The 23508-nt window shown below is 39.5% G+C and carries 24 protein-coding genes and 2 other annotated features; all 24 genes read right to left on the minus strand.

The features are described 5' to 3' along the window. Window positions 1-4: 4 nt before the first annotated feature. Window positions 5-475, minus strand: a complete 471-nt coding sequence (gene rpsG, locus GD441_RS08685; protein WP_153125771.1) for a 30S ribosomal protein S7 — start codon at window positions 473-475, stop codon at window positions 5-7. Window positions 476-527: 52 nt separating this feature from the next. Then, a complete protein-coding gene (gene rpsL, locus GD441_RS08690; RefSeq protein ID WP_153125773.1) occupies window positions 528-950 on the minus strand; it encodes a 30S ribosomal protein S12 in 423 nt (140 codons plus the stop codon). A 99-nt stretch (window positions 951-1049) separates the two neighbouring features. After that, window positions 1050-1298: a 50S ribosomal protein L7ae-like protein gene (locus GD441_RS08695; RefSeq protein ID WP_153125775.1), complete on the minus strand. Its 249-nt coding sequence runs from the start codon at window positions 1296-1298 to the stop codon at window positions 1050-1052. Between the two features lie 167 nt (window positions 1299-1465). Next, on the minus strand, window positions 1466-5065 hold the full coding sequence (gene rpoC, locus GD441_RS08700; protein WP_153125777.1) for a DNA-directed RNA polymerase subunit beta': 3600 nt from the start codon (window positions 5063-5065) through the stop codon (window positions 1466-1468). Window positions 5066-5141: 76 nt separating this feature from the next. Further along, complete coding sequence (rpoB, locus tag GD441_RS08705; RefSeq protein WP_153125779.1) at window positions 5142-8717, minus strand: DNA-directed RNA polymerase subunit beta; 3576 nt, start codon at window positions 8715-8717, stop codon at window positions 5142-5144. Window positions 8718-8961: 244 nt separating this feature from the next. Next, window positions 8962-9567, minus strand: coding sequence for a class I SAM-dependent methyltransferase (locus tag GD441_RS08710; RefSeq protein WP_153125781.1), 606 nt, complete (start codon window positions 9565-9567; stop codon window positions 8962-8964). Between the two features lie 113 nt (window positions 9568-9680). After that, complete coding sequence (gene rplL, locus GD441_RS08715) at window positions 9681-10043, minus strand: 50S ribosomal protein L7/L12 (RefSeq protein ID WP_153125783.1); 363 nt, start codon at window positions 10041-10043, stop codon at window positions 9681-9683. A 64-nt stretch (window positions 10044-10107) separates the two neighbouring features. Then, window positions 10108-10608: a 50S ribosomal protein L10 gene (gene rplJ / locus GD441_RS08720; RefSeq protein ID WP_153125785.1), complete on the minus strand. Its 501-nt coding sequence runs from the start codon at window positions 10606-10608 to the stop codon at window positions 10108-10110. Window positions 10609-10648: 40 nt separating this feature from the next. Further along, window positions 10649-10795 (minus strand) — a sequence feature (ribosomal protein L10 leader region). 65 nt (window positions 10796-10860) lie between these two features. Then, on the minus strand, window positions 10861-11562 hold the full coding sequence (gene rplA / locus GD441_RS08725; protein WP_153125786.1) for a 50S ribosomal protein L1: 702 nt from the start codon (window positions 11560-11562) through the stop codon (window positions 10861-10863). Between the two features lie 113 nt (window positions 11563-11675). Further along, a complete protein-coding gene (gene rplK / locus GD441_RS08730) occupies window positions 11676-12101 on the minus strand; it encodes a 50S ribosomal protein L11 (RefSeq protein ID WP_153125788.1) in 426 nt (141 codons plus the stop codon). Window positions 12102-12279: 178 nt separating this feature from the next. Beyond that, on the minus strand, window positions 12280-12813 hold the full coding sequence (nusG, locus tag GD441_RS08735; RefSeq protein ID WP_153125790.1) for a transcription termination/antitermination protein NusG: 534 nt from the start codon (window positions 12811-12813) through the stop codon (window positions 12280-12282). A 179-nt stretch (window positions 12814-12992) separates the two neighbouring features. Continuing rightward, complete coding sequence (gene secE, locus GD441_RS08740) at window positions 12993-13172, minus strand: preprotein translocase subunit SecE (RefSeq protein ID WP_153125792.1); 180 nt, start codon at window positions 13170-13172, stop codon at window positions 12993-12995. Between the two features lie 43 nt (window positions 13173-13215). Beyond that, window positions 13216-13365, minus strand: coding sequence for a 50S ribosomal protein L33 (gene rpmG / locus GD441_RS08745; protein ID WP_153125794.1), 150 nt, complete (start codon window positions 13363-13365; stop codon window positions 13216-13218). Between the two features lie 230 nt (window positions 13366-13595). Continuing rightward, window positions 13596-14246 carry an RNA polymerase sporulation sigma factor SigH gene (gene sigH / locus GD441_RS08750; protein WP_153125796.1) on the minus strand — a complete coding sequence of 217 codons (651 nt, stop codon included), beginning with the start codon at window positions 14244-14246 and terminating at the stop codon, window positions 13596-13598. A gap of 71 nt (window positions 14247-14317) precedes the next feature. Further along, window positions 14318-14830, minus strand: coding sequence for an NYN domain-containing protein (locus GD441_RS08755; protein ID WP_153125798.1), 513 nt, complete (start codon window positions 14828-14830; stop codon window positions 14318-14320). Between the two features lie 2 nt (window positions 14831-14832). After that, window positions 14833-15576: a 23S rRNA (guanosine(2251)-2'-O)-methyltransferase RlmB gene (gene rlmB, locus GD441_RS08760; RefSeq protein ID WP_153125800.1), complete on the minus strand. Its 744-nt coding sequence runs from the start codon at window positions 15574-15576 to the stop codon at window positions 14833-14835. Further along, window positions 15573-15998, minus strand: a complete 426-nt coding sequence (locus GD441_RS08765) for a Mini-ribonuclease 3 (RefSeq protein WP_153125802.1) — start codon at window positions 15996-15998, stop codon at window positions 15573-15575. Before GD441_RS08765 ends, rlmB begins: the two co-directional genes overlap by 4 nt. Before the next feature lie 2 nt (window positions 15999-16000). Continuing rightward, window positions 16001-17401, minus strand: coding sequence for a cysteine--tRNA ligase (gene cysS / locus GD441_RS08770; protein WP_153125804.1), 1401 nt, complete (start codon window positions 17399-17401; stop codon window positions 16001-16003). A 4-nt stretch (window positions 17402-17405) separates the two neighbouring features. After that, window positions 17406-18050, minus strand: a complete 645-nt coding sequence (gene cysE, locus GD441_RS08775; protein WP_153125806.1) for a serine O-acetyltransferase — start codon at window positions 18048-18050, stop codon at window positions 17406-17408. A gap of 65 nt (window positions 18051-18115) precedes the next feature. Next, window positions 18116-18353: a binding site (T-box leader), on the minus strand. 57 nt (window positions 18354-18410) lie between these two features. Continuing rightward, the gene (gene gltX / locus GD441_RS08780) at window positions 18411-19868 is read right to left on the minus strand and encodes a glutamate--tRNA ligase (RefSeq protein ID WP_153125808.1); all 1458 of its coding nucleotides are present in this window, start codon (window positions 19866-19868) and stop codon (window positions 18411-18413) included. Between the two features lie 107 nt (window positions 19869-19975). Beyond that, window positions 19976-20473 (minus strand): 2-C-methyl-D-erythritol 2,4-cyclodiphosphate synthase, encoded by a 498-nt coding sequence (gene ispF, locus GD441_RS08785; RefSeq protein WP_153125810.1) that lies wholly within the window; start codon window positions 20471-20473, stop codon window positions 19976-19978. Window positions 20474-20485: 12 nt separating this feature from the next. After that, window positions 20486-21172, minus strand: a complete 687-nt coding sequence (gene ispD, locus GD441_RS08790) for a 2-C-methyl-D-erythritol 4-phosphate cytidylyltransferase (protein ID WP_153125812.1) — start codon at window positions 21170-21172, stop codon at window positions 20486-20488. 25 nt (window positions 21173-21197) lie between these two features. Further along, a complete protein-coding gene (locus GD441_RS08795) occupies window positions 21198-22289 on the minus strand; it encodes a PIN/TRAM domain-containing protein (RefSeq protein ID WP_153125814.1) in 1092 nt (363 codons plus the stop codon). 163 nt (window positions 22290-22452) lie between these two features. Continuing rightward, complete coding sequence (gene disA, locus GD441_RS08800) at window positions 22453-23508, minus strand: DNA integrity scanning diadenylate cyclase DisA (protein ID WP_153125816.1); 1056 nt, start codon at window positions 23506-23508, stop codon at window positions 22453-22455.

Consider the following 23508-nt stretch of genomic DNA (forward strand, 5'->3'; position numbering starts at 1 on the left):
AATATTACCAACGATAGTGAGCAAATGCTTTGTTTGCTTCTGCCATTTTGTGAGTGTCTTCGCGCTTCTTAACAGATGCACCTGTGTTGTTAGCAGCATCAAGAATTTCGTTAGCTAAACGCTCTTCCATTGTTTTTTCACCACGTAGACGAGCGTAGTTTACTAACCAGCGAAGACCTAAAGTAGTACGGCGGTCTGGGCGCACCTCAACTGGTACTTGGTAGTTTGCACCACCTACACGGCGTGCTCTAACCTCTAATACTGGCATAATATTCTTAAGAGCTTGATCGAAAACTTCCATTGGATCTTTTCCTGTACGCTCTTTAATAATTTCAAATGCTGAATAAAGAATTTGTTGCGCTTTACCTCTTTTACCGTCAATCATTAATTTATTAATTAATCGAGTAACAAGCTTAGAGTTATAAAGCGGATCTGGTAATACATCTCTCTTTGCAACTGGACCTTTACGAGGCATGTTTTTTCCTCCTTTCAAAGAAATCTTATTTCAAGTTAATTGTTGTTTTACATTATTTTTTTGCTGCTTTAGGACGCTTAGTACCGTACTTAGAACGGCCTTGCATACGGTTGTTAACACCAGCTGTATCTAAAGCACCACGAACGATGTGATAACGTACCCCTGGTAAGTCTTTTACACGTCCGCCACGGATTAGAACAACACTGTGCTCTTGTAGGTTGTGACCAATACCAGGAATGTATGCAGTCACCTCGATACCGTTTGTTAAGCGTACACGGGCATACTTACGCAACGCAGAGTTTGGCTTCTTTGGTGTCATTGTACCAACACGAGTACAAACACCGCGTTTTTGTGGAGATGATACGTTAGTTTGAACTTTTTTAAAGCTGTTGTAGCCTTTATTAAGTGCTGGAGACTTAGATTTAGTTTCCTTGGACTCACGTCCTTTGCGCACTAATTGGTTAATAGTAGGCATGTTTTTTCCTCCTTTCACTAGTTGGTTCTAGACCCACACATCCAGGTGGTTCATAAATGAGCAAAAACAAAGTTTTTGTGGTATGCCACAAAAACAGTTTTACTTTTTAATTGCAACAGCCGCAGCTTTCACATCAATCCGACTAGCTTTTCCAAGCTTTTTCATCGAATCAACGTAATGTATAGGCACCTTTAGGTCTGAAGCAATAGTAACGATATCTTCTAGAAGTTTAGGATCTGCATCCTCTGCTAAAATTACTTCAGCGACTTCCTGGTTCCTTAATGCCTTGACTGTTTGTTTTGTTCCTATAATGATCTTTTTAGCCTGTAAGACTTTTTCATAAGACATATAACTATCCTCCAAAGTTACAGGTAATCATAGGAGCACCTTTGCTATAATATCACCTTTTAATATTTCATGTCAACCATGCATTAAAAATTTTCTTAAACAGATTTATACAATGGTAAGTTTATATTCTATAAAAAGACCGGTGAATTTTCACCGGTCTTTGTTATTTAGTCAACAGATACAGTATCTTCTTCTGTTTCTTGAACAAGAACTGGCGTTGCTTTTCTGTATCGTTGCATACCTGTTCCAGCAGGTACTAGCTTACCAATAATAACATTCTCTTTAAGACCAAGAAGTTCGTCGCGTTTTCCTTTAATTGCTGCATCTGTAAGAACTCTTGTTGTTTCTTGGAAGGATGCTGCAGATAAGAACGAATCTGTTTCAAGCGACGCTTTTGTGATACCAAGTAAAACCGGACGCCCTGTTGCAGGAATTTTTCCTTCAAGAAGCGCTGCTTTATTGGCATCAGTAAATTGGTGGATATCCAAAAGAGTTCCAGGTAATACATCTGTTTCTCCCGCATCAATTACACGGATTTTACGCAGCATTTGTCTTACCATTACCTCGATATGCTTATCACCAATTTCAACCCCTTGCATGCGGTAAACTTTTTGTACCTCACGAAGCAGGTATTCTTGAACAGCTAGTATGTCTTTTACTTTCAAGAGTTCTTTCGGATCAATAGAACCTTCTGTTAATTCTTGACCTCTTGAAACTTGAGAACCTACTGTTACTTTCAGTCTTGCAGTATATGGAGCTGTGTAAGTGCGTGTTTCCACTTCACCTTGAACGACAATCTCCTGCTGTCTGTCTCTTCCTTCATTGATCGCAATTACTGTACCATCAATTTCAGAGATTACTGCTTGACCTTTTGGATTACGAGCTTCAAACAACTCTTGAATACGCGGCAAACCTTGTGTAATATCGTCTCCCGCAACACCACCAGTGTGGAATGTACGCATCGTTAACTGTGTACCAGGCTCACCGATTGATTGGGCAGCGATAATACCAACAGCTTCACCCACTTCAACCTCTTGACCTGTTGCCAGGTTACGACCGTAACATTTTTTACATACACCGTGACGAGTGTTACATGTAAATGCAGAACGAATCCAAACTGAAGTAATACCAGCTTCTTCAATTTGCTTAGCTAAGTCTTCAGTAATGATTTCATTTTCACGAACAATTACGTCGCCTGTTTCTGGGTGTTTAATTGTTTTACGAGCATAACGACCAATTAAACGTTCTTCTAAACGTTCGATAATTTCAGTTCCATCTTTTAATGCCTCTACACGTAGACCACGATCTGTACCGCAATCATCTTCACGAACAATGACATCTTGTGCCACATCAACAAGACGACGAGTTAAGTATCCTGAGTCAGCCGTTTTGAGGGCAGTATCCGCAAGACCTTTACGAGCACCGTGTGTAGAGATAAAGTACTCTAATACAGTTAGACCTTCACGGAAGCTTGATTTGATTGGAAGTTCGATAATACGACCGGCTGGGTTAGCCATCAAACCGCGCATACCAGCAAGCTGAGTGAAGTTTGATGCGTTACCACGGGCACCAGAATCACTCATCATGAAGATCGGGTTTCGTTTATCCAAGGATTTCATAAGTTTTGCTTGGATTTCGTCTTTAGCTGCACTCCAGATGGAAATCACGCGATCATAGCGCTCATCTTCTGTGATAAGACCACGTCTGAACTGCTTAAGAACTGTATCTACTTTCTTCTGTGCTTCATCGATGATTTGTTTCTTTTCTTGTAATACAACGATATCTGCTACACCAACCGTAATACCGGCTTTTGTAGAGTATTTGAAACCAAGGTCTTTCATGCGGTCAAGCATCTTAGATGTTTCAGTAATTTTGAAGCGTTTGAATACTTCCGCAATGATATTCCCAAGGATTTTCTTTTTAAACGGTTCAATAATCGGTTGAGCTTTAATGACTTCTTTAACATTTTTACCCTTTTCAACGAAGAAACGCTCTGGAGTTTTAACCTCTAAATTTTCTTTTGTAGGCTCGTTGATATATGGGAATGTTTCCGGCAGGATTTCGTTAAATATTAATTTTCCTACCGTTGTAATGAGAAGCATTTTATTTTGCTCTTCTGTGAATGTTTGGTTGTTTAATGATGAAGCATGAACAGCTATACGGGAATGCAAGTGCACATATCCGTTTTGATAAGCAATTAACGCTTCATTTGTATCTTTAAACACCATACCTTCTCCAACAGCACCTTCTCTTTCCATAGTCAGGTAGTAGTTACCTAATACCATGTCCTGAGATGGTGTAACAACTGGTTTTCCATCTTTCGGATTCAAGATGTTTTGTGCTGCCAGCATTAAAAGACGAGCTTCGGCTTGTGCTTCCGCAGAAAGTGGAACGTGTACCGCCATTTGGTCACCGTCGAAGTCAGCATTGTAAGCTGTACATACAAGCGGGTGAAGACGAATTGCACGTCCTTCGACTAATGTTGGTTCGAATGCCTGGATTCCCAATCTGTGTAAAGTTGGGGCACGGTTTAGAAGCACTGGATGTTCTTTAATAACAGACTCTAATACGTCCCAAACCTCAGGCTGTAATCTTTCGATTTTTCTCTTAGCAGACTTAATGTTGTGTGCCAATCCTTTGCCGACTAGCTCTTTCATGACAAATGGCTTGAATAGTTCTAAAGCCATTTCTTTTGGAAGTCCGCATTGGTACATTTTCAAGTTAGGTCCTACTACGATAACAGAACGACCAGAATAGTCTACACGTTTACCTAGCAGGTTTTGACGGAAACGTCCTTGCTTACCTTTTAACATATGAGAAAGTGATTTTAACGGACGATTTCCTGGTCCTGTTACCGGACGACCGCGACGACCGTTGTCAATCAACGCATCAACAGCTTCTTGTAGCATGCGTTTTTCGTTTTGGACGATAATGCTTGGTGCACCAAGATCCAATAAACGCTTTAAGCGATTGTTACGGTTAATGACACGACGATACAGATCATTCAAGTCAGAAGTTGCGAAACGTCCACCATCTAACTGAACCATCGGACGAAGCTCAGGCGGAATTACCGGTAATACTTCAAGGATCATCCATGAAGGTTCATTTCCAGAGTTCCGGAACGCTTCTAATACCTCTAAACGTTTGATTGCTCTTGTACGGCGTTGTCCTTGTGCTGTTTTTAGCTCTTCTTTTAACATCTCTACTTCTTTTTCAGTGTCAATGTCTTGAAGAAGCTTTCTAATTGCCTCAGCTCCCATGGAAGCTTGGAACTTATTGCCGTATTTCTCACGATAAGTTCGATACTCTTTTTCAGAAAGTAATTGTTTCTTTTCAAGAGGAGTGTCTCCAGCATCGGTTACTACGTAAGATGCAAAGTAAATAACCTCTTCGAGCGCGCGTGGGGACATGTCTAAAACAAGTCCCATACGGCTCGGAATACCTTTGAAATACCAAATGTGAGAGACAGGAGCAGCAAGCTCGATGTGTCCCATGCGTTCACGTCTTACCTTTGCACGTGTTACTTCTACACCACATCGATCACAGACTACGCCTTTGTAACGAACACGTTTATACTTTCCGCAATGACACTCCCAGTCTTTTGTAGGACCGAAAATTCTCTCACAGAATAACCCGTCTTTTTCAGGTTTTAAAGTACGATAGTTAATGGTTTCAGGTTTTTTTACTTCTCCAAAAGACCACGAACGAATCTTATCAGGTGAAGCCAGACCAATTTTCATATACTCAAAATTATTAACGTCTAGCAAGGGGCCTACCTCCCTTTTAATCTACAGGTTTTACCCTTATTGCCTATATCAAAGAAGTGAATTTGCAATTTGCTGTTTATTTACTTGTGTTTAATTCTGTCTCTTCATAAGCGGCAGAGTCAGATTTAATTTCAGGCTCTAATGATAACGCATCTGCTTGATGGATATCATCATCATCCTCTAAATCGCGCATTTCAATCTCTTTATCATCGCTTGATAGGATTTTTACATCCATACCTAAGCTTTGAAGTTCTTTAATCAATACCTTGAATGATTCAGGAACGCCAGGTTCTGGTACGTTTTCGCCTTTTACGATTGCTTCGTACGTTTTAACACGTCCGACAACATCGTCAGACTTAACTGTAAGAATTTCCTGAAGCGTATAAGCAGCACCGTATGCTTCGAGCGCCCATACCTCCATCTCACCGAAACGCTGTCCACCGAACTGAGCTTTACCTCCAAGTGGCTGCTGAGTTACTAGTGAGTAAGGTCCTGTTGAACGTGCATGAAGCTTGTCATCAACCATGTGAGCCAGCTTAATCATGTACATGACACCGACAGAAACACGGTTATCAAACGGTTCACCTGTACGTCCATCATAAAGAACGGTTTTAGCATCTCTCGCCATACCAGCTTCTTCAATTGTATTCCAAACATCTTCTTCACGCGCTCCGTCGAATACCGGAGAAGCAACGTGAATTCCCAGCTTACGTGCCGCCATACCAAGATGGAGCTCAAGCACCTGACCAATGTTCATACGAGATGGAACGCCCAGCGGGTTTAACATGATGTCTACAGGAGTACCATCAGGTAAATATGGCATATCTTCTTCAGGAAGGATACGGGAAATTACCCCTTTGTTACCATGGCGTCCCGCCATTTTATCCCCTTCAGAGATTTTACGTTTTTGAACGATATAAACACGAACTAATTGGTTTACACCCGGAGGAAGTTCGTCGCCATCTTCGCGGTTGAAGACTTTAACGTCTAAGACAATTCCGCCACCGCCATGAGGTACACGTAGCGAAGTATCACGTACTTCACGAGCTTTCTCACCAAAAATGGCATGGAGCAGACGCTCTTCCGCTGTTAATTCTGTCACACCTTTTGGCGTAACTTTACCAACTAGCAGGTCACCGTCTTTTACCTCGGCACCAATTCGGATAATTCCTCTTTCGTCTAGGTTTCGAAGCGCATCTTCCCCTACATTCGGAATATCTCGAGTAATTTCCTCAGGGCCAAGTTTCGTGTCACGAGATTCAGATTCATATTCTTCAATATGAATAGATGTATACACATCATCTTTAACAAGACGCTCGCTCATAATGATGGCATCCTCGTAGTTGTAGCCGTCCCAAGTCATGAAGGCAACAAGTACGTTTCGACCTAAAGCAAGCTCACCCTTATCCATGGACGGACCGTCAGCCAGGATCTCACCTTTTACTACACGATCTCCAACACTTACAATTGGGCGTTGATTATAACAAGTTCCTTGGTTGGAACGGACAAACTTTAATAATCGATATTTATCAAGGTCACCTTTTACTTCTTGACCATCAATTTCTTTCACACGGCGAACCCAAATCTCACGGGATTCTACATGTTCAACAATACCATCATGCTTACAAATGACTGCAGCACCAGAATCTTTTGCAGATACATATTCCATACCAGTACCTACAATCGGAGCTTCAGGCTGCATCAAAGGAACAGCTTGTCGTTGCATGTTCGCTCCCATTAGGGCACGGTTGGAGTCATCGTTTTCCAAGAACGGTATACATGCGGTAGCAGCAGATACTACTTGCTTAGGAGAAACATCCATGTAATCTACGCGATCTTTTTTAACCACCGTATTTTCTCCACGGAAACGAGCTACCACTTCATCATCCAAGAAGGTTCCGTCTTCAGCTAGACGGGCATTTGCTTGAGCCACCACATAGTTATCTTCCTCATCGGCTGTAAGGTAATCAATTCGATCCGTCACCTTACCTGTTTCAGGATCTACACGTCTATAAGGTGTCTCAATAAACCCGAATCGGTTTACTTTTGCAAAGCTTGATAGAGAGTTGATCAAACCAATGTTTGGACCCTCTGGTGTTTCGATCGGACACATACGACCATAATGGGAATAGTGAACGTCACGCACTTCAAAGCCAGCTCGTTCACGAGTCAATCCACCAGGTCCCAATGCAGAAAGACGACGCTTATGTGTAAGCTCAGCAAGAGGATTCGTTTGATCCATGAACTGTGATAATTGCGAACTACCAAAGAATTCTTTAATAGATGCAATAACAGGACGTATATTAATTAGCTGCTGAGGTGTTATTGTGTTCGTATCTTGAATAGACATTCTTTCACGAACTACACGTTCCATACGAGAAAGACCAATTCGGAATTGGTTCTGTAATAGTTCACCAACAGAACGCAAACGACGGTTTCCTAGATGGTCGATATCATCTGTATCTCCAACAGAGTATAGTAAATTAAAGAAATAGCTAATAGAAGCAATAATATCTGCAGGAGAAATATTCTTAACATGCTCAGCTACATTAGCGTTACCGATAATATTAATTTCTTTTTCACCGTCTGATTCTCCAGGAGCGAAGATCTTAATAGATTGAACTAGAACTTCCTCTTCAACTACACCACCGACAGGATGAAGGGTTTTAAAACCAATTCCTTTTTCCAAATATGGAAGAATTCTATCAAGTGTACGGCGGTCTAAAAGAGTCCCTTTTTCTACAAGAATCTCGCCTGTTTCAGGATCTACCAATGTTTCAGCAATACGCTGATTGAATAGACGGTTTTTAATATGAAGCTTTTTGTTAATTTTATAGCGCCCAACGTTTGCTAAATCATAACGTTTAGGGTCAAAGAAACGAGACACTAGAAGGCTTTTGGCATTTTCTACTGTCGGCGGCTCGCCCGGACGTAAGCGTTCATAGATTTCAAGAAGCGCTTTTTCCGTGCTCCCCGTATTGTCCTTTTCAAGGGTATTTCTTATATATTCATTGTCACCGATTAAATCAATGATTTCTTGATCAGAGCCAAATCCAAGCGCACGTAACAAAACTGTTACCGGAAGCTTTCTAGTACGGTCAATTCGTACATACACTACATCTTTGGCATCTGTTTCATACTCAAGCCATGCGCCACGGTTTGGAATCACCGTAGCATTAAAGCCTTGTTTACCATTTTTATCGATTTTCTTGCTATAGTACACACTTGGTGAACGAACTAACTGAGATACAATAACACGTTCTGCCCCATTGATAACAAATGTGCCTGTTTCCGTCATTAAAGGAAAGTCACCCATGAAAACATCCTGGTCTTTTACTTCCCCTGTCTCTTTATTAACAAGACGGACCTTCACACGAAGCGGTGCAGAATATGTAACATCTCGCTCTTTTGACTCTTCAACGGAGTATTTTGGTTCCCCGAGGCTGTAATCAATAAATTCAAGCGAAAGATTACCAGTGAAATCCTCGATAGGAGAAATGTCTTGGAACATCTCTCTTAAACCTTCATCTAAAAACCATTGATAGGAAGAGGTTTGGATTTCAATAAGGTTTGGTAGTTCTAAAACCTCGCTAATTCGTGCATAACTTCTGCGTTGGCGGTGTCGTCCATACTGAACAAGTTGACCTGTCAACAGATTCACCCCTCAAATCAAGCGTAATAAAGATCTATTATCTAAGAGAATTCAATCCCCTTAGACAAAAAGAAAATGGTTTTTATTTAAAAACCATAATTCACATAAAACGAACTATTATTTATATATTTTCCCCATTAATACCATGATCTATTCAAAAAATGATCAAATAAGTATAAAAATGTACAGTACGAGGAAATTATATATATGCATTTTATAATATTAACATAGTCAACAAATAGAGTCAAACTTTTTTAGAAGAAAGAATATAATATCCTTTCTTTTTTTCAATAACTTCGACGTTCCCGAATACTTTCTCCATTTTTGCCATAGCAGATGGAGCACCCTGCTTTTTTTGAATGACAATCCAAAGTGTACCGTTCTGAGCTAAATAATCGTAGCTCAATGCTAAAATATCATGAACAACCTTCTTCCCAGCACGGATAGGAGGATTTGATAAAATCGCTGCGAATTCTTTATTTTTAACTGAAGCGAATAGATCACTCGTGTAAATTTTTACATTTCGGATACCATTAGCTTCAGCATTTTCCCTTGCTAGCTTTATAGCTCTTTCATTGACATCTATCATTTCGATTTGTCTTTCAGGATATGCGTGAGCTAAAGAAAGACCAATTGCACCATAACCACAACCCACATCAAGAATGTTACCACTCACCTCGTTGTCCATAAAAAAGGTTTCAATTAATAAACGGGAACCAAAATCTACTTCATTCTTTGAGAAAACACCATTATCCGTTTTAAACCTAAACTTTTTTCCTCTTAATGTAAAATCCCAATATTTCGGATCGCTTTGAATACTTGGATTTTTGGAGTAATAATGCTCTGCCATGCGCAGCCCTCCTTTTGAAAGGATCGTGAAGAATTCTAATTGAAGATAAAGCGATGGAGAAGAATCAGAGTGAAAAAAAGCCCGCTGAAAACAGCGAGCTTCTTTATGCAACATTACTTAACTTCAACGCTTGCTCCAACTTCTTCAAGCTTAGCTTTGATATCTTCAGCTTCTTCTTTAGAAACGCCTTCTTTAAGAGGTTTTGGAGTGTTGTCAACAAGTTCTTTTGCTTCTTTAAGGCCAAGACCTGTAATTTCGCGAACAACTTTGATAACTTTAATTTTTTGGTCACCAGCAGAAGCTAGTACTACGTCGAATTCAGTTTTCTCAGCAGCAGCTTCACCAGCAGCAGCACCAACAACAGCTACAGGAGCAGCAGCAGTTACGCCAAATTCTTCTTCAATTGCTTTTACAAGGTCATTTAATTCTAAAACAGTCATATTTTTAACTGCTTCAATGATTTGTTCTTTAGTCATTGTTTATTTCCTCCTTAGTTTTTCAAATAATTTTTATCGAATCTAAATAAATGCGAATTGGTTATTACGCACCTTGTTCTTCTTTTTGATCTGCAACAGCTTTCGCTGCAAGAGCGAAGTTGCGGATTGGAGCTTGAAGAACGCTAAGCAACATAGAAAGTAAGCCTTCGCGTGAAGGAAGTTCTGCAAGAGCTTTAATTTCTTCAACAGAAGCGATGTTTCCTTCAATTACACCAGCTTTGATTTCTAATGCTTCGTGTTTCTTTGCGAAATCATTAAGGATTTTCGCAGGTGCAACTACGTCTTCTGGAGAGAACGCAATCGCATTCGGACCAGTTAAAGCTTCGTTTAATCCACCAAGCTCAACCGCTTCCGCAGCACGACGAGTTAGCGTATTTTTGTAAACTTTGAATTCGATTCCCGCTTCACGAAGCTGCTTACGAAGTTCAGTCACTTCAGCTACGTTTAATCCACGGTAGTCAACAACAACAGTTGTTTTACTAGATTTAAACTTTTCAGCAATCTCTTCAACGATTTGCTTTTTAGTTTCAATAGCGCTGCTCATCTTTACACCTCCTGTAGATTTTGCTTGAAACACATTTATACCGCACATTAGAAAGCCCTCATGTCAACGCAGACATGAGGGCAGTAAATTCAAATTCATAGCACAAGACTATATATCGAAATTACCTCGGTAGGAAATTAAGCTAGTTTTTAGCACCTACTGTCTACGGTACAAATGGTATTCATTTATTTACAACAAGACTTAGTATATAAAAACAACCTTGTAATGTCAAATACTATTTTTTGTTAATGATTAGTTTTTCACAGCAAATGAAGCTGGATCTACTTTTACACCAGGGCCCATAGTAGTCGTAACAGTGATGTTTTTCATGTAAGTACCTTTTGCAGCCGCTGGTTTAACTTTTAGTAAAGTTTCGAAGATTGTAGTGAAGTTCTCAACTAGCTTTTGGTCTTCGAAAGAAACTTTACCGATTGGTACATGGATGTTACCAGTTTTATCTACACGGTATTCAACTTTACCGGCTTTGATTTCGTTAACAGCTTTTGCTACATCAAATGTAACTGTTCCAGTTTTAGGGTTTGGCATTAAGCCTTTAGGTCCCAATACGCGACCAAGCTTACCAACTTCACCCATCATGTCTGGAGTTGCAACGATTACATCAAAGTCAAACCAACCTTGTTGAATTTTGTTGATGTAATCAGAATCGCCTACGTAATCTGCTCCTGCAGCTTCAGCTTCTTTAGCTTTTTCACCTTTAGCGAATACTAAAACACGTTGAGTTTTACCAGTACCGTTTGGAAGTACAACAGCACCACGAATTTGTTGGTCAGCTTTCTTAGGGTCAACTCCTAAGCGGAAAGCAACTTCAACAGTTGCATCGAATTTAGTATAATTTGCTTTTTTTACAAGCTCGATCGCTTCAGCTACTGAGTAAGCTTTTGAACGATCTACAAGCTTAGCAGCTTCTAGATACTTTTTACCTTTTTTAGCCATTTCATTTTCCTCCTATATGTGGTTTTAGCGGAATAACCTCCCACGAATAAAGGTTGCGAGTAATCATTTCAACATCGCAACCCCCGTAGCAACTAATAGCTTTTCTACATGGATTAGTCTTCGATAACGATACCCATGCTTCGTGCAGTACCTTCAACCATACGCATTGCAGCCTCAACACTTGCAGCGTTTAGGTCAGGCATTTTTGTTTCAGCAATCTCACGTACCTTGTCACGTTTGACTGTTGCAACCTTTTTACGATTTGGTTCACCAGAACCAGACTCGATACCAGCAGCTTTCTTAAGAAGAACAGCAGCAGGTGGAGTTTTCGTAATGAATGTAAAAGAACGGTCTTCGAATACCGTAATTTCAACAGGGATAATTAAACCAGCTTGATCTGCCGTGCGAGCATTGAACTCTTTACAGAATCCCATGATGTTAACACCCGCTTGACCTAGAGCAGGACCAACCGGCGGCGCTGGGTTTGCTTTACCTGCAGGAATTTGAAGTTTTACAATCTTGATAACTTTTTTAGCCACGAGACACACCTCCTTATAGTCCGTGATGTGGTAATAGGGGGTATTCCCCTCCCACTCATACACAATTCTTTATATGCTAAATAAAGAACTAAACAATTTGTTCAGGCCTCTAAAACTTGAGACATACTGACCTATGAAATATTATCATTTTTTACAATGCATTTCAAGTTTTTTTAGATTATAATTTTTCGACCTGATCAAAGTCAAGCTCTACTTTTGTATCGCGTCCAAACATATCTACGAGCACTTTAAGCTTCGCTCTGTCTTTATCAAGTTCTTCAATTGACCCAGTGAAATTAGCAAACGGACCTTCCTTGACCTTCACGGTTTCACCCAATTCAAAGTCGATTTCCACACGTTTTTCTTCCATACCCATGCGCTTAAGAATCGCATTCACTTCTTCCGGAAGCAATGGTGTTGGTTTAGATCCGGATCCAGCAGAGCCTACAAAACCTGTCACACCTGGAGTATTACGAACTACATACCATGAGTCATCCGTCATAATAAGTTCAACAAGAACATATCCAGGAAATACCTTCTTTTTTACTACTTTCTTTTTACCATTCTTTAAATCCATTTCTTCTTCCTCAGGAACGACAACACGGAATATTTTATCTTGCATTCCCATGGATTCAACTCGTTTCTCAAGATTCGCTTTTACCTTATTCTCATAGCCTGAATAAGTGTGAACTACATACCAATTCTTTTCCATCTTTTAGGACGTTTAAGTCCTTCCCTCCCTGCCTCATTTTCTTTTATTAGGCTAATGCACTATACCAGTTTTCGATTACGATTATGCGTATTTTTCCCAAATTAAAAAACCCGTTTAACGGGCTTTTACGAGTTACATATTATTCTAACACTATTATAGCTATTTTTAGAATAACTTATTCACGGAATAAGGCGAATAAGTTGAGAAATTCCAAGATCAACAACAGCAAAGAAGAGTGCCATAATAACTACGGTTGTAAGAACTGTAATTGTGTATCTAGTAAGCTCTTTTCTTTTTGGCCAGCTTACTTTTTTCATCTCACGTACAACACCGCGGAAAAATTCGGTCAAGCGCTGCATGTTCGTAACCTCCAACTTGTATAAATACATCTATTAGAAAACTTTATTTGGTTTCTTTGTGAAGAGTATGAGTATTACATACCTTGCAAAATTTATTGATTTCAAACCGCTCTTGTTTATTAGCTTTATTATTTTCGGTTGAGTAGTTTCGAGATCCACATTCTGTGCAAGCAAGAATTACTTTATTTCTCATCATGTACACCTGCTTATTTACTTTTACGTCCATAAAACTTTATCATAGCCTTACTTTTATTGTCAATCTATTTTGAGAAATCTGTCCTATAGACCGAAAGGCTTACACAACACGAAATCATATCTTTCAAAGTTAGAGAACTAGATCGTGCTAGGAGTTGGACATAATAATAAAAACCGGACAGTTGCTAAACCTCGTTTCCTGCAACAGCCGGTTTTTCAATAATGCTTTTACAGTGTTATTTCTCGAACTTCCAAATATCGCTCCAGTTTTCTTTTTACTCGCTGAAGCGCATTATCAATCGATTTCACGTGTCTATTTAGTTCTTCAGATATTTCTTGATAGGTCTGACCATCCAAGTAGAGTGCCAACACTTTTCTCTCTAAATCGCTTAGTAGTTCAGCCATCTTCAATTCAATGTCATCAAATTCTTCTTGGTTAATAATCAATTCTTCAGGATCCATAACCTTTGCACCTGATATAACATCAAGAAGTGTGCGGTCTGATTCTTCATCATAAATCGGTTTGTCGAGTGATACGTATGAGTTCAAAGGAATATGCTTTTGACGTGTTGCCGTTTTGATTGCTGTGATAATTTGCCTGGTAATACATAGCTCTGCAAAAGCTTTAAATGATGTCAGCTTGTCCTCTTTAAAGTCGCGAATTGCTTTGTATAAACCAATCATACCTTCTTGCACAATATCTTCCTTGTCCGCCCCAATAAGAAAGTAGGTTCTCGCTTTGGCGCGAACAAAATTGCGATATTTTTGAATTAAATAATCCAACGCTTCACTTTCACCACTATGTACAAGCTCAAGCAGCTCATCATCTTCGAGCTGTGCATACCTATCGCTTATCTTATTCCCGAAATCTGCACTCAATACCTATCTCCTCCGCCCGAAAACAATAGATAGAATTATTATACATTAGGGAATTTTTTGAAGTCAACCGCTCACAGCTTGCCTCTGCGCCATTTTTCAAAAATTTCTGCCACTTCCTCACTAAGCGGTATTTTTGAAATGGGCTTCTTGTTGATTTGTTTTTTTACTTTTTTCTCAATTTCCTTATCAATATATTGAGTTTCGTTGTACAGCTCCCTTGCTGATTTACGCAAGGCACCTTGTCCAAAAATGGCCCATTGTTCAGTAAAATCTGATGTCGCTACATAAACCTGTGTTTTAATGTTGTTTAATTGAATGGCAAGCTTTTCAATTCTTTCATCTGCTGTTTCGTTTTCTCGAGTATAGATCACTTCTACTTTGTAATTTTTGTACTTTCTCTCAATACCTTGGACAAAATGAGCATCAAAAATGACAATCACGCGATACCCAGTAAAAGCTTGATATTCAGCCATTATTTCTATAAGTCGATCTCTTGCTGCAGAAAGGTCCTTATCTCGTAAATCCCTTAGCTCCGGCCAAGCTCCAATAATATTGTAACCATCAACTAATAGGACGTTATTCATTGCTATTTCCCTAATGGATTTCGTCTGCGGTAAACCTCATACATGAGCAATCCGGCTGCTACTGAGGCATTTAAAGATGTAACCTTCCCGACCATTGGCATATGAACAAGGAAATCACATTTTTCTTTCAAGATACGACTTATGCCCTTTCCTTCGCTGCCAATAATAATTCCAATAGGCATCGTACCATCTAAAGTACGGTAATCATCACTGCCCTTGGCATCCGTACCGACAATCCAAACACCACGATTTTTTAATTCATCAATCGTTCTAGAAAGATTCGTAACTCGTGCAACCGGAATATATTCAATCGCACCGGTTGAAGCTTTTGCAACTGTTGAGGTGAGACCGACCGCTCTTCTTTTCGGGATGATGATACCATGAGCACCGGTTGCATCCGCTGTTCTCATAATTGAACCGAGATTATGAGGATCTTCAATTTCATCCAAAATCAAAAAGAAAGGCGCCTCGCCCCGCTTTTCAGCCAAAGAAAAAAGATCATCAAGCTCTGCATATTGATAGGCTGCCACCTGAGCGATTACACCCTGATGATTTCCTTCAGCCATTTGATCGATTTTCTTCTTAGGTACAAACTGCACAAAAACCTTCGATTCTTTTGCCAGTGCAATAATTTGCTGCATAGATCCTTTTTGGGAACCTTCTGCAATCCAGATTTTATTAATATCTCTCTTTGATCGTAGTGCCTCTAATACTGGGTTACGCCCCATGATGATTTCCTGACTCACGGTTTCGTGCCCCCTTTCTGTTCTTCCGTATATTCAATAGCTAGATCTATGATGCTTTCAAGTCGATCTGTTTGTTCTGATAAAAATAAGAATCCCAACAATGCCTCAAAGGCTGTACTGTAGCGGTAGGTTTGAACATCCGTATTTTTTGGAACTGTACCCGATTTAGCATTTCTACCTCTTCGGACCACTGCTTGTTCCTCTTCCGTAAGGTGCTTCTGCTCGAGCAGAAAATGAATCACCTTACTTTGAGCCTTTGCAGACACAAACCGGGTAGATTCTTTATGAAGTAAATGGGGCTTAACCCCACCTTTTTGAAGAAGGAAGTGCCTGATATATGTTTCATATACAGCATCTCCCATATAAGCAAGCGCTAAGCTGTTAAGAAGCAAAGGATTTACATTATTTTCGAAACGAAGCATGCTTATCCTCTTTTCCATCTTGTACCCTGTGGTGTGTCTTCTAAAATGATATTCATCGCTTTTAGTTGATCACGAATTTCGTCTGAGCGGCTGAAATTACGTTCTTTTCTAGCTTGGTTTCTCTCTTGTATCAATCGTTCGATTTCCTCATCGAGCAAACCTTCTTCTGCTTCAAGTTCTAATCCTAATACAGAGAATAATGTTTCGAACTCATTCATAAAGGCTTTCAGCACTTCTTCATGTGTGTTTTTCTCCATGAGATAATAGTTCGCTTGCTTGGATAGTTCAAATAGAACGGAAATCGCGTTAGCTGTATTAAAGTCATCATCCATTTCTTTAATGAATTGCTCGCGAAGATCTTGGATCTTATTCAGCCATTCTTCATTATGATCTGTCAAACCGCTGCTTGAGCTTAGACGATGCTTTATATTTTGATAAGAAGTCGTTAGCCGCTCTAAACCTGCCTTCATATTTTCAAGCAATTCTTCACTATAATTGATTGGATGGCGATAATGAACAGAAAGCATAAAAAATCTGAGTACTTTCGGATCGTGCTTTTTAATAATATCGTGGACTAACACAAAGTTACCTAAAGACTTCGACATTTTTTCATTATCAATATTAATATAACCATTATGCATCCAGTATTTCGCAAAAGGCTTGCCTGTTAGGGCCTCTGATTGAGCAATCTCATTTTCATGATGAGGAAACGCTAAGTCTTGCCCTCCTGCATGAATATCAATACTTTCTCCCAAATATTTTTTTGCCATTGCGGAGCACTCAATATGCCACCCTGGACGACCTTTGCCCCATGGGCTATCCCAGGAGATTTCTCCTTCTTTCGCCGCTTTCCAAAGAGCAAAATCAAGGGCATCCTGTTTCTTTTCCCCGACTTCAATGCGCGCTCCTGCTTTTAAATCATCGATCGATTGATGTGAAAGCTTGCCATACCCTTCAAACTTCCGTGTTCGATAATACACATCGCCTTCCGATTCATAGGCATATCCTTTATCGATAAGGGCTTGAATAAAATCGATAATGATATCCATACTTTCCATAACTCTTGGGTGGACGTCTGCTTTCCGGCAACCTAACGCCGAAATATCCTCAAAATAGGCATCAATAAAACGCTGAGCAATTGTCGGAACATCTTCTCCTAACTCGTTTGCCGCACGAATGAGTTTGTCATCCACATCTGTAAAATTGGATACATAGCTCACTTCATAACCACGAAATTCTAAATATCTTCTAACAGTATCAAAAACAATAGCCGGACGAGCGTTTCCAATATGAATATAGTTATATACTGTTGGACCACAGACATACATTTTGACCTTACCCTCTTCTAAGGGCTGAAACTCTTCTTTTTTTCGGCTTAATGTGTTATAGATTTTTATACTCATTGTTTTACTCCTTTCTATTCTTCAAATGCTCCATTTCCTTCTTTAAACGTTCGATTTCTTTTTCCAACTCTTTGAATCGATCGGCTGTCGGATCCGGCAAGTCGGAATGATTTAAATCGCGGGAAATGCGGACTCCGTCACGAATCACGACTTTTCCTGGAATTCCTACAACCGTTGAGTTTGGTGGAACCTCTTTTAAGACAACTGATCCAGCTCCAATCTTTGAATTCTCTCCAATCGTTATGGATCCAAGTACCTTTGCTCCTGTCGCAATCAATACATTATCTTTAATGGTTGGATGCCGCTTTCCTTTTTCTTTCCCCGTCCCCCCGAGGGTGACACCCTGAAAAACTGTGACATTATCCCCTATTTCACATGTTTCTCCAATCACCACTCCCATGCCGTGGTCTATAAAGAATCTCCTTCCGATTTTAGCGCCAGGATGAATTTCAATTCCTGTAAAAAAACGGCTGATTTGAGAAATCACTCGCGCTAGGAAAAACAATTTTCTTTTGTATAACGCGTGTGCAAGACGATGAGCCCAAATGGCATGTAATCCAGAATAGGTTAATATAACTTCCAAATAACTTCGGGCTGCAGGGTCTTGCTCAAATACAACCTCTACGTCTTCCTTTAAAACCCTAAACATAGATCAATCCCCTCCTTAATCTATTTAAAAAATCTGTTGAAATAAAAAGCGCCCCTGTCAAAACTGACAGAGACGCTTGATCGCGCGGTTCCACTCTGTTTGAACAATCCGTTAAAAACAGAACTGTTCCAACTTAATCCTGATAACGGCAGGTGCCCGCCTTTGCCTAGCAGAATTCAAATCTGGTTCAGCAAGGAACTCCGGGGTGCATTTCAAAGTTCGAGAGGCTTAAACCACTTTCAGCCGGTGATGGTTCTCTCTTTTAAGCTTCGCCCTTTTACTTCTCCCCATCTTCGTTAAACATATAAATTCATTCATGTATATAGATATTCTTTACTATATAATATTTTATCAAATTTGTTAATGTAAAATACTCTCTAAACGATTTTTTATTTTTTCCTTTCCTAATAAAGCAATTGCCTGAGGCAAATCTGGTCCGTGTGTCTGCCCTGTTGTGGCTACACGAATCGGCATGAAGAGCTTTTTGCCTTTTTGACCAGTAGATTTTTGGACAGCTTTCATTGCAGCTTTAATACCTTCCGCATCAAAAACTTCAAGCTCCTCTATCTCTTTTAAGAACGCAGAAAGCACTTCTGGTACTTGTTCTTCCTTCAATACTTCTTTCGCTTCTTCTTCAAATTCTACTTCATCTTTGAAGAATAACTCTGAAAGCTCTACAATCTCTGCACCATAACTCATTTTTTCCTGATACAGTGCTGATAAATCTCTTACCCACTTTTTGTCTTGTTCAGATAAAGGCTCAGAAATTCTGCCTGCTTTAATAAGCTGTGGAAGAGTTAATTCAACTAGTTTGTCGATATCAAGCTGCTTTAAGTATTGATTGTTCATCCAAGTAAGCTTTTGCTTATCGAATAAAGCCGGGGATTTGGATAATCTTTTTGGATCAAAGATTTTGATGAATTCTTCTTTAGTAAAAATTTCTTCTTCTCCGCCAGGTGCCCAGCCAAGAAGTGCGATAAAATTAAACAAAGCTTCTGGTAAGTATCCTAATTCTTCATACTGCTCAATAAATTGGATAATCGATTCATCCCGCTTACTTAGTTTCTTCCGGCTTTCATTCACAATCAAAGTCATGTGTCCGAATATTGGCGGCTCCCATCCGAATGCTTCATAAATCATTAACTGTTTCGGAGTATTGGAAATATGATCATCACCTCGTAACACATGGGAGATTTTCATTAAATGATCGTCGACTGTTACAGCAAAATTATAAGTAGGTGTTCCGTCTTTTTTTACAATAACATGATCACCAATGCCATCGGATTCAAAAGACACTTCACCCTTAACCATGTCATTGAAAGCATAAATTTTTCCTGCTGGAACAGCAAAACGAATGCTTGGCTTACGTCCTTCTTCTTCTAGCCTAGCGCGCTCTTCCTCAGATAAATGGCGGCATTTACCGGAGTATTTTGGTGTTTCTCCTTTTGCCAATTGAGCTTCCCGCTCTGCTTCCAGCTCTTCTTCCGTACAATAGCATTTATAAGCTAAGCCCTTCTCTAAAAGCTCATTATAATACTTTTGATAAATATCATTCCGCTCTGACTGACGATATGGGCCGTACTCTCCTGGCTTATCTACACTTTCATCCCAGTCGATTCCAAGCCACTTCAAGTATTTCAGCTGGCTTTCTTCGCCGCCCTCGATATTTCTTTTTTTGTCCGTATCTTCAATACGGATAATGAATTTTCCACCTTGATTACGGGCAAAAAGATAATTAAAAAGTGCAGTTCGCGCATTTCCTATATGTAAATGTCCTGTGGGACTTGGTGCATAACGAACACGAATTTCACTGCTCATACATACGCCTCCTTGAGGGGTTATTGTCTTTTAACATACATTAAATCATTTTACCATTTCAACAATTTGTAATAAACCATTCTTGTAAAAGCCGATAGCAGGTTTATTTAAGAATCCCGCGATCCATTTCTTTTCTTTACAAGCAAAACAGTCGCTTGAGAAGCAATTCCTTCTTCCCTACCTGTAAAACCTAATTTTTCGGTAGTTGTCGCTTTTACATTGACCTGCTCTATATTCGCCTCGAGCAATTCAGCAATCCTGGATCTCATTTGGTCAATATAAGGGCGCATTTTCGGTTTTTGGGCAATGATTGTGCAGTCAATGTTCCCTAATTCATATCCTGCTGCTTTTACAAGTTCCCAAACATGTTGTAAAAGTATGGCAGAATCAGCATTCTTAAAGGCAGGGTCCGTATCAGGGAAATGTTTCCCAATGTCGCCCGCTGCAATGGCCCCCAAACAAGCGTCTGCCACAGTATGCAATAACACATCCGCATCTGAGTGACCTAATAATCCTTTTTCATAAGGGATCTTGATGCCTCCAATAATTAATGGTCTACCTTCAACCAGCTGATGTACATCAAATCCTTGTCCAATTCGAAACATTGTTTTTCTCCTTTATTTTTGTAATTGCTTTTGTAAAATAGCTTCAGCAAACAATAAATCTTCTGGAGTTGTTATTTTGATATTATGGTAGTCTCCCTCAACGATTACTACTTCCTCGTTGATCCTTTCGACTAAGCTTGCATCATCTGTTCCAAGAAATCCTTCCTCTGCCGCTTTTTCATGAGCTTTTCTGAGCACCGACACACGAAAAGCCTGTGGTGTTTGCACAGCCCACAAGCAAGAACGTTCAACCGTTTCCACAACAGTTGTTCCTTTTGCCTTTTTTACTGTATCCTTGACTGGAACAGCCGGGATCGCACTTCCCCTTTCGACAGCAGTCTTGATCAACTTAGTAAGTAAGTCAGCTTGAACAAAAGGACGTGCACCATCATGAACTAGCACAATCTCAGTATTTTGAATTTCCTTCAAGCCGTTATAGACGCTATGCTGTCGTTCAGCTCCGCCTGATACAAACACTATGGGCTTATGAATAGAATAAGACTGAAGAAGAGATGTGAAAATCTCTTCTTCAGCCGGATTAATTGCCAAAATCATTTTTTTGCATTGCGGATCTCGATCAAACACTTGTAAAGTGTAAATGATGAGCGGTGTGCCAGATAATTCGAGAAAAAGCTTATTTCTTCCTGTTTTCATTCTTTTACCTTGTCCGGCAGCGGGAATGACAACTTCATATTGCATAGGTTTTTTCTCCCGTCTTTCTAACTTAAAGTGCCTTTTCCAATAGCTTTGGCTTCGCAAAAATCATGCGACCAGCTGAAGTCTGAAGTACGCTTGTTACTAGGACTTCAATCTGTTTTCCAATATAATCACGGCCATCCTCCACAACAATCATCGTACCGTCATCTAGGTAAGCAACACCTTGGTTCTGTTCTTTTCCATCTTTAATGACAAGAACACTCATCTCTTCCCCTGGAATGACAACTGGCTTCACAGCGTTGGCTAAGTCATTAATATTTAATACCGGTACGTTTTGAAATTCACAAACTTTATTTAAATTAAAATCGTTCGTCACAACAACTCCGCCCATTACTTTTGCAAGCTTTACAAGCTTAGAGTCCACCTCTTGAATATCATCGAAATTGCCTTCGTAAAATTCTACCTTTACAGCTATTTCTTTTTGAATACGATTTAAAATATCAAGGCCTCTTCTGCCTCTTGTTCTTTTCAAGGCATCCGAGGAATCGGCAATATGCTGCAGCTCTTCCAAAACGAATTGCGGAATCACAATCGTTCCTTCGATAAAGCCTGTTTGACAAATATCTGCTATTCTTCCATCAATAATAACGCTCGTATCTAAAATTTTATAGGAAGATTGATTGTCATCTTTTGCCTCGTCTTCAGAATCAAACGATTTCTTTTTATTATTTTTTGCCAATAAATGAAGAAGCTCATCTCTCTTTTTAAACCCTACTTGAAAGCCAAGATAACCAAATAATAGAGTCAATAGAATCGGAGCTACCGTATTGACAATAGGTACTTGAATCGCATTTAAAGCGTAACCAATCAAGAAGGCAACAAACAAACCAACAAGAAGTCCCACACTTCCAAAAATAATGTCTGTAATAGGAGCTTTTACAAGAAGCTCTTCTACCCACTTAATAAAATTCACCACATAATCGATTGTCCAAAAAGTAAAAAGATAAAAGATAAGTGCACCTAAAATAGCCGTTACATAAGGATTATTAATAAAACCAAGATCATCAGCATTCATTAAGAATAATAATTGGGGTAAGAGAAAGATTCCCAGTGTACCCCCTATTATCAGAAAGCATGCTTGTATAATGCGTTTTAACATCCTTTCACCTCCTTTTAATCATTATAAACAAAATATAGAAATTGAAACCTCAAGAAGCATTTTTTCTACTTTGCCACTAACAAAAAGTCTCCACTCTGTACTTTTAGGCTAGCACTGTATAAAAGAACGTGTCAAATAAAGTCTTGTAAAATAAGAATGTAGATTATTTTAGTTGGTTTTTTAATTGCCGTAAGCCTTCTTTAATTTTTTTGGCTCTAACTTCGCCTATCCCTTCTACATCATCCAGCTCTTCTTCAGAAGCCTTCGTGATATTGGGAAAATTTTTAAACTCCTCTACAAGATTTTCAATAATAAGACTAGGTAGTCGCGGTATTTTATTTAATATTCGATATCCGCGCGGAATGACGGTTTCATCTGATTGGATATAGCCATTGTAGCCCATAACCTTTAATAGAGTACTATCCTCAAGAAATTCCTGCTGAGATAATTCTTGGAGCTTTAAAAGAATATCCTTAGAATTTATTCGCTTATCACTTATATAATCTCGAATAATCAAATCGCCTTCTTCTTCAAGTGAAGAGATTAGTTCATTCATTTGTAAACGAATTAATCTGCCCTCTGTACCGAGTTCTGTCAAATAAGAAAGCAGTTCCCCTTTTATACGAAGAAACATAACAAAACGTTGCAAGACCCGTAGCAAATCGGAAAAAGTAACAACCTCTTCAAACTCTAAAACACTGAGCTCATCAATACTTTGATCGAGGACTGTCTTATATTTTTCAAGCGTTTGAATAGCTTGATTGGCCTTCGTTAAAATGACACCCATGTCCTTTAATGAGTAACGAAAATTCCCTTGATAAAGGGTAATAACGTTTCTTCTTTGTGAAATAGCAATAACCAGAGCCTTTGTTTCTTTGGCGACCCGCTCAGCTGTGCGATGACGCATACCTGTTTCGGAGGACGGAATGGCCGGATCAGGGGCAAGTTGGGCATTGGCTAAAAGAATTCGGTCTCCTGTTTCGTTAAGCACAATTGCACCGTCCATTTTAGCCAGCTCATAAAGATTACTTGGTGTACACGGGCAATCAATTTTAAAACCGCCGTCTACAATTTCTCTAACCTTTTCATTATACCCAACTAAAATAAGCCCTCCTGTATTCGCCCGAAGTACATTGTCGATCCCTTCTCTTAGCGGGGTTCCAGGTGATACCAACTGCAAAATATCGGATTTTACTTTGTCTGCTTTTTTTTCACTCAT

The sequence above is a fragment of the Peribacillus tepidiphilus genome, assembly GCF_009466385.1.
Lineage (GTDB): Bacteria > Bacillota > Bacilli > Bacillales > DSM-1321 > Bacillus_BN > Bacillus_BN tepidiphilus.